The sequence below is a fragment of the Flavobacterium sp. genome (genome assembly GCF_003525665.1).
Taxonomy (GTDB): Bacteria; Bacteroidota; Bacteroidia; order Flavobacteriales; family Flavobacteriaceae; genus Flavobacterium.
In genome coordinates this window covers 1-7306 of record NZ_DQDX01000003.1, presented here as the reverse complement: position 1 = coordinate 7306, position 7306 = coordinate 1, and the positions used below count along the sequence as shown (strand labels likewise).

Sequence of the window (7306 nt, the reverse complement as noted above, 5' to 3'; positions counted from 1 at the left end):
TGTTAATTCTGTCATAAAGTTATAAATTAGATTTTCTTGATTTTATTTCGGTTTTAATTTGATTTAAAGAAACAAAGATTGGTAAAAAAGTTAAAGGAAATGAAAAAACTAATGGTAGTAAAGTATAATTATTGCTTTTACTTATTAAATAAATTAAAATTGAAATTGCAAGTACCATTACAATTCCTAAACCAATAAACCCACTTCTTATCTTCTTTTTTCTTACAAGAAGTTCTTCAATTGTTAAGTTTGATAGTTTATTTTCTTTCATTTTCTTTTGTTTTACAACTGTTTTCTCAAATCTTCCTCAGATAGATAACCCAAACTTCTCCAAGTTTCTTTACCGTTTTCATAAATTAAAATTACCGGTAATTCATTCAATTTCATCGTTTCCATTAAAGCTTTATTTTCATCGGCATCCAATTTAATCAAAGAAATTTTACCTTTTAATTCGTCTTGCATTTTAGTTAAATACGGCGCCATTTTTTTGCAAGGCGCGCACCATTTTGCCGAAAAATTAATGATAACTTTCTTATCTGAATTGATTAATTTTTCAAATTCAGATGCATTCATTCCGGTTGGTTTTGTGTTTGAATTAGCAGTTTTTTTGCCTTGCCATTTCATAATTCCACCATCCAAATTATAAACTTCTTTGAAACCAAGTTCTAATAGTTTTATGGCAGCTTGATTACTTCTTCCGCCCACTTTGCAATACACGAAAACAGGTTTTGACTTGTCTAATTTTTCAGCTTTTGCAACAAAATCATCGCCGTTCCAATTCACATTTGAAGCGTTTTCAAGGTGTTCTACAGCATATTCTTCTGGAGTTCTAACGTCTAATAATTGCGGATTTTCAGTAGAAGATAATTTATCAGCATAGGTTTTACCGTCAATCGTTTCAACGGTTTTTGAAGTTTGACCTTGACAACTAATCAATAAAAATGTGATGAATAGAATTGATAAGATTTTAGATTTCATAATGTGTTTTTAATGCAAAATTAATTGAGTAAATTTAGAACAATGTAACAAATATTACAAACTAAATATTTTATAACTCTGATGCGTAGTTTTTACGATTTTTTCGGTACGGTCAGGATGAGTATCAGATATAAATAATTGTCCGAATTCGTCTTCGTTGACCATTGCTACAATTTTGCCAACACGAGTTTCGTCCAATTTATCGAAAATATCATCAAAAAGTAAAATTGGTTTTTCACCCGATTGTTTTTTGACAAATTCAAACTGAGCTAATTTCAAAGCTATCAAAAATGATTTTTGTTGTCCTTGTGAGCCAAATTTCTTTATCGGATAATCGTCAATTTGAAACGACAAATCATCTTTGTGAATTCCCACAGAAGTATATTGTAAAGCTCTGTCTTTGGCCAAATTTTGTTCTAGTAGCGTCAACATTTCTCCATCAAACAAATGGCTTTCGTAAACCAATTGCACTTTTTCGGCAGAATCAGTAATCGCTTGATGGTGTTTGTTAAATATAGGAAGGAATTCGGCTAAAAATTTTTTACGTTTTTCAAATATATTCTGACCTAAATCATTCAATTGTTCGTTGTAAATAGATAAAGTATCAGTTTCAAAAACATGATTCAAAGCAAAATATTTTAAAAGCGCATTGCGTTGACTTATGATTTTTTGATACTGAATCAACTCTTGTAAATAAGTCGAATCCAATTGCGAAATTACCGTATCAATAAATTTTCGACGTGTCTCACTTCCTTCAATAATCAAATCATTATCAGCAGGAGAAATAATCACTAACGGAATAAATCCAATATGATCTGAAAATTTATCGTATTGTTTTCCGTTTCGTTTTAGAATTTTTTTCTGTCCTTTTTTGAAAGTGCTTACAATTTGTTCGCTTCGTTCTGCTTTTTCAAATTCGCCATCAATCACAAAAAACTCTTCATTGTGTTTGATATTTTGAATTGCTAACGGATTAAAATAGCTTTTTCCATACGACAAATGATAGATTGCATCGAGCACATTTGTCTTGCCGATGCCGTTTTTTCCAACGAAGCAATTGATTTTTGAATCAAATTCGAACGTTGCTTCCGAAAAATTTTTATAATTGAATAAAGAAATTTTTTTTAAAAACATTTGTAATGGCTTGAAAACACTGAATTCAGAGACTTTGTGAGTATTTTATTTTAAGTGGGTGCAAATTATTGAAAATTATCGACAAAATGACTTTCAAATTAGAATAAAAATTTTATTTTTGCGCACACTAAATTAAATTTAAATGGCAACTTATAATAAGAGAGGTTACAAAGCACCAAAAGAAAAGGAAGAAAAATTAGATAATAATTTTATTGAAGATGTAAATGTAGATGCTCAAGATAGCACAACTGCAAAAGCATTTGACGCTTTAGACGAAACAGCTTCAAGAACAGAAGATTTTGTTGCAAAAAACCAAAAATATATTTTAGGTGGTTTAGGTTTAATTGCTGTTTTAACTTTAGGATATTTATTATACCAAAGATTTGTTGTAGAACCAAAACAAGTAGATGCATCAAATGACATTTTTGTTACTCAACAAAATTTCCAAAAAGCAGTTGACGCAGCTGAGCCAAAAACTCAAGATTCATTGTTTACTTTAGTGCTTAAAGGTGCTGATGGAAAACAAGGTGCAGTTGATATTGCTGATCAATATTCTGGTACTGATGCAGGAAACTTAGCTAACTATTATGCAGGTATTGCTTCATTAAATTTGAAAAAATATGATGATGCTGTAAAATATTTAGAAAAATTCTCTTCTAAAGATACTTTCTTAAGTGCTATTGCTGTTGGTGCAATTGGTGATGCTTATTCTCAAAAAAATGATGCTAAAAAAGCATTAGAATTTTATGTGAAAGCATCTCAAATGAATGCAAACGAATTAACATCTCCAAGATATTTATTAAAAGCAGGTCAAACTTCGTTAACATTAGGAAACAAGTCAGACGCATTAAAATATTTCACAGAAATTAAAGATAAATACGAAATGGCTCCAGAAGCACAAGGTATAGATGCTTTAATTGGAATGGCTCAATAATTTAGATAGCAGATAGCAGATAGCAGATTTCAGTTCTGCAATCTGTATTCTGTAATCTGCAATCTTTAAAAGATGGCTACAGCTAATAAAAATTTATCAAATTACGATAAAAACACAATCCCAAATGCGAAGGACTTTCGATTTGGGATTGTTGTTTCAGAATGGAACGATCATGTAACTGAAGGATTGTATAACGGAGCGATTGCAGCACTTTTAGATTGTGGCGCAACTCAGGAAAATATCGTTCGTTGGAATGTTCCAGGAAGTTTCGAACTCGTTTATGGTGCGCAACGAATGATTGTAACTCAAGAAGTTGATGTTGTAATTACCATTGGATGCGTAATCAAAGGAGAAACTATGCATTTCGAATTTGTTTGCGAAGGCGTAACTCAAGGAATTAAAGACTTGAATGTGCAAACTGACGTTCCTGTTATTTTTTGTTTGTTAACTGATAATAACGAACAACAATCTATTGATAGAAGTGGAGGAATTCACGGAAATAAAGGAACAGAAGCCGCAATTGCTGCAATAAAAATGGCAGAATTAAGAAGGATTTCTGAGAATAAATAAACTTTAAATAGTTTTTAAAATAGATATTGGAAACCTACTTTTTTAAAGAGTAGGTTTTTTCTTTTTTAGTAAGTTGTTAACTATAATAAACAATAGAATTTCCGTAAATTTGCTAACTTTGATTTAACAAGAAACAATAAACTCCAAACAATAAATTAATTAATGTCAAGCATCATTCAATTACTTCCAGATCACGTAGCCAACCAAATTGCCGCTGGAGAAGTGGTACAACGTCCGGCTTCTGTAGTAAAAGAATTATTAGAAAATGCTGTAGACGCTGGTGCAACTGATATAAAATTAATTATAAAAGATGCAGGAAAATCATTAGTTCAAGTAATTGATAATGGTAAAGGAATGAGCGTCACCGATTCGCGTTTGTGCTTTGAACGACATGCGACTTCTAAAATCCGTCAGGCGGAAGATTTATTTTCGCTACATACCAAAGGTTTTCGTGGTGAAGCTTTAGCGTCAATTGCTGCAATCGCTCATGTTGAAATGAAAACCAAACAAGAGCAAGATGAATTAGGAACGCACATTATTATTGTAGGAAGTAAGTTTGTTTCTCAAGAACCATCGGTTTTACCAAAAGGAACTTCGTTTGCCGTGAAAAATTTATTTTTTAATATTCCAGCGCGACGTAATTTTTTAAAATCGGAAACGGTTGAATTTCGTCATATTGTAGATGAATTTCAACGAGTTGCTTTGGCGCATCCCAATATTTATTTCACAATGTACCACAACGGAAGTGAAATGTTTAATTTGCCAAATTCTAATTTCCGTCAGCGAATTGTAAATATTTTTTCTGGAAAAACCAATGAAAAATTAGTTCCAATTCAAGAAGAAACCGAAATTGTAACGATAGAAGGATTTGTAGGGAAACCTGAATTTGCAAAGAAAAATAGAGGAGAACAGTTCTTTTTTGTAAACGATCGATTTATAAAAAGTGGTTATTTGCATCATGCTGTGATGTCAGCCTATGAAGGTTTGTTGCCGAATGGTGCGCAACCGACGTATTTTATTTACTTAAATGTGCCACCAAACACAATTGATATCAACATTCATCCTACTAAAACCGAAATAAAATTTGATGATGAACATGCGCTTTACGCCATTTTACGTTCATCAATAAAACATAGTTTAGGACAATTTAATGTGTCACCAGTTTTAGATTTTGATAGAGATCCAAATTTGGATACGCCTTATCAGTATCAAAATAAAACCGCAGAATATCCTACAATTCAAGTTGATAGTACATACAATCCGTTTTCAAATTCTAATGATAATGAATTGGCAACGCAAAAGCCAGCCAAGCAATTTTCTGGAAGTTCTAATTACAGAAGTAACGAATTTGCTTCTGCCAATTGGGAAAGTTTGTATGTTGGATTAAAGCATGATACAGCTGAAGTGGAAAGTTTTTCTTTCGAAAATGAAGAAGTTACAGCATCGTTATTTGACGAAAAAGAAGAAGAACAAACAATAAAACGTACGTATCAAATTCACAAAAAATATATTGTAAGTCCGATTAAATCGGGAATGGTAATTATTGATCAAGGACGAGCACACCAACGAGTTTTGTACGAACAATTTTTATCAAATATGACTGTGCATCAAGCATCTAGTCAGCAATTATTGTTTCCGTTGCAGTTGCATTTTTCAAATAATGAAATGAAATTGATCGCCGAATTACAACCTTCATTAGAAAACACCGGATTTATATTTGAAGTTTTTGATAAAGATTCCATCCATTTTTCGGGAATTCCGGTTAATACTTCTGAAAGCCAAGTTTCGATGGTTTTGGAACAATTAATCACCGATTTGCAAGACGGAATTCCAGACAGTAGTTTCAGTCAGAATGATACTATTGCAAAATCTATGTCCAAAAGTTTATCGGTAAAAACCGGAACTTATTTGACCGAAAAAGAGCAAGAAAATCTTGTAAATAATCTTTTTGCTTGCAAAGAACCTAATGTTTCGCCTTTTCAAAAACCAACTTTCATCACGATGCGTGTGGAAGATATTGACAAAAAATTTGCATTATGATGAATAATATCACACCTGTTGTAAAACAACTTTTGATTATTAATATTATCTTTTTTATTGGAAGTCAATTGGTTCCAATTGCAGATAATTATTTTGCATTGTACTATTTTGAAAATCCAATGTTTAAGTTTTGGCAACCACTAACGCATATGTTCATGCACGGAGGAATTGCGCATATTTTCTTTAATATGTTTGCCTTATTCTCGTTCGGAAGTGCTTTGGAACATTTTTGGGGTGGAAAAAAATTCTTATTTTTCTACATTTCCTGCGGACTTGGAGCTGCTTTGTTGCATTCTGGAGTAAATTATTATCAATTTCATAGTGCTTTAAATATTTTGGTAGAAAATGGTACTGATAAAGCAGAAGTTTTTAATATTTTGGCGCAAGGAAAATATAATTTGCAATGGGAACAAATACTTGGTCAATCAGGATTGAGTAACTTACTGCAAAGTTATAATGTTCCAGCTGTTGGTGCTTCTGGAGCGATTTACGGACTTTTAGTTGCCTTTGCTTTTATGGTTCCAAATGCCGAATTATCTTTAATGTTTATTCCAATTCCGATAAAAGCAAAATATTTTGTACCTGGAATATTAGCAATCGATTTATTTTTAGGTTTTAAAGGAAGCTCTATTTTTGGTGCAGGAAGTACAGGAATTGCCCATTTTGCTCACATTGGCGGAGCATTAACCGGATTTATAATGATGTGGTTTTGGAAGAAAAATCAATTTAATCATAATCGCTGGAACTGAGATGAGTAGAATATTTGACGATATAAAATTGCAATATAGAATTGGCGACATTACTAATAAAATAATTTATTGGAATGTGGGTTTGTTTCTATTGTCTTTGGTGTTTTTTTTCCAGTTTTCAGCATTTCGTTTTGAGTATCCAACGTGGTTGGCACTTTCATCAGATCCAAGTGAATTTTTAATTTTTCCTTGGACCTTTTTAACTTATGCTTTTCTTCATTCGGGATTTTGGCATCTGTTTTTTAATATGGTAATGCTCAATTTTTCGGGACGATTATTCCTAACTTTTTTCACCCAAAAACAATTTCTCGGATTGTATATTTTAAGTGCTGTTTTTGCAGGATTAGCATTTGTTATTGCCTATCTCTTAATGGGAATTAGTGCTCCTATTATTGGTGCTTCGGCTGCAGTTTTGTCTATTTTAGTGGCAACTACAGCTTATCAACCATTGATGCAAATTAGATTATTATTAATAGGTAATGTAAAGTTATGGCATCTTACTGCTGTGATTTTGATTTTAGATATTATGCAAATTCTAATTGAAAATACTGGTGGACACATTGCTCATATTTCTGGCGCATTGTTTGGTGTAATTTACATCAAGGTTTTACAAAGCGGAACCGATTTAAGTAACATAGTAACCAACATCATCAATTTTTTTGTTAATTTGTTTCAACCAAGTAAAGCAAAGCCATTTAAAAAAGTTCATGTTAATCCGAGAAAGCCAGTTGTAAATGCACAAAGTAAAATTGTAACAAAAGATAAATCGCAGCAACAAATAGACGAAATTCTTGATAAAATTAGTCAGTCAGGTTACGATAGTTTGACGGCTCAAGAAAAAGAATTTCTTTTCAAAGCTGGAAAGTAGTTTTTAGATTACAGATAGCAGATTTCAGATAGC

Annotated in this window: 8 protein-coding genes; 5 read left to right on the top strand and 3 right to left on the bottom strand. The window is 31.9% G+C overall.

Annotation, left to right across the window (positions count from 1 at the left end):
- Positions 1 to 19: 19 nt before the first annotated feature.
- From DIU01_RS00385 to DIU01_RS00375, 3 genes are read right to left on the bottom strand one after another with little or no spacing between them, the layout of a single operon-like run.
- Positions 20 to 271, bottom strand: a complete 252-nt coding sequence (locus tag DIU01_RS00385; RefSeq protein ID WP_290831287.1) for a hypothetical protein — start codon at positions 269 to 271, stop codon at positions 20 to 22.
- Between the two features lie 11 nt (positions 272 to 282).
- Entirely contained in the window at positions 283 to 978 is a 696-nt protein-coding gene (locus DIU01_RS00380) for a thioredoxin domain-containing protein (RefSeq protein WP_290831286.1), read from the bottom strand.
- 54 nt (positions 979 to 1032) lie between these two features.
- Positions 1033 to 2112, bottom strand: a complete 1080-nt coding sequence (locus tag DIU01_RS00375) for a DNA replication/repair protein RecF (RefSeq protein ID WP_290831285.1) — start codon at positions 2110 to 2112, stop codon at positions 1033 to 1035.
- Positions 2113 to 2254: 142 nt separating this feature from the next.
- Here DIU01_RS00375 and DIU01_RS00370 point away from each other — a divergent pair, with 142 nt between their 5' ends.
- The 5 genes from DIU01_RS00370 (at position 2255) to DIU01_RS00350 (ending at position 7273) form a co-directional block, all read left to right on the top strand.
- Entirely contained in the window at positions 2255 to 3046 is a 792-nt protein-coding gene (locus tag DIU01_RS00370; RefSeq protein WP_290831284.1) for a hypothetical protein, read from the top strand.
- Positions 3047 to 3118: 72 nt separating this feature from the next.
- Positions 3119 to 3616, top strand: coding sequence for a 6,7-dimethyl-8-ribityllumazine synthase (ribH, locus tag DIU01_RS00365; protein ID WP_290831283.1), 498 nt, complete (start codon positions 3119 to 3121; stop codon positions 3614 to 3616).
- A gap of 162 nt (positions 3617 to 3778) precedes the next feature.
- Positions 3779 to 5656 (top strand): DNA mismatch repair endonuclease MutL, encoded by a 1878-nt coding sequence (gene mutL, locus DIU01_RS00360; protein WP_290831282.1) that lies wholly within the window; start codon positions 3779 to 3781, stop codon positions 5654 to 5656.
- The gene (locus tag DIU01_RS00355) at positions 5656 to 6405 is read left to right on the top strand and encodes a rhomboid family intramembrane serine protease (RefSeq protein WP_290831288.1); all 750 of its coding nucleotides are present in this window, start codon (positions 5656 to 5658) and stop codon (positions 6403 to 6405) included. The genes mutL and DIU01_RS00355 overlap by 1 nt, the downstream gene beginning before the upstream one ends.
- A gap of 1 nt (position 6406) precedes the next feature.
- Positions 6407 to 7273 carry a rhomboid family intramembrane serine protease gene (locus tag DIU01_RS00350; RefSeq protein WP_290831281.1) on the top strand — a complete coding sequence of 289 codons (867 nt, stop codon included), beginning with the start codon at positions 6407 to 6409 and terminating at the stop codon, positions 7271 to 7273.
- Positions 7274 to 7306 lie beyond the last annotated feature (33 nt).

Coding starts and splice junctions, on each gene's coding strand:
- DIU01_RS00385 (WP_290831287.1), bottom strand. CDS start 271: ATGAAAGAAAATAAACTATCAAACTTAACAATTGAAGAACTTCTTGTA.
- DIU01_RS00380 (WP_290831286.1), bottom strand. CDS start 978: ATGAAATCTAAAATCTTATCAATTCTATTCATCACATTTTTATTGATT.
- DIU01_RS00375 (WP_290831285.1), bottom strand. CDS start 2,112: ATGTTTTTAAAAAAAATTTCTTTATTCAATTATAAAAATTTTTCGGAA.
- DIU01_RS00370 (WP_290831284.1), top strand. CDS start 2,255: ATGGCAACTTATAATAAGAGAGGTTACAAAGCACCAAAAGAAAAGGAA.
- ribH (WP_290831283.1), top strand. CDS start 3,119: ATGGCTACAGCTAATAAAAATTTATCAAATTACGATAAAAACACAATC.
- mutL (WP_290831282.1), top strand. CDS start 3,779: ATGTCAAGCATCATTCAATTACTTCCAGATCACGTAGCCAACCAAATT.
- DIU01_RS00355 (WP_290831288.1), top strand. CDS start 5,656: ATGAATAATATCACACCTGTTGTAAAACAACTTTTGATTATTAATATT.
- DIU01_RS00350 (WP_290831281.1), top strand. CDS start 6,407: ATGAGTAGAATATTTGACGATATAAAATTGCAATATAGAATTGGCGAC.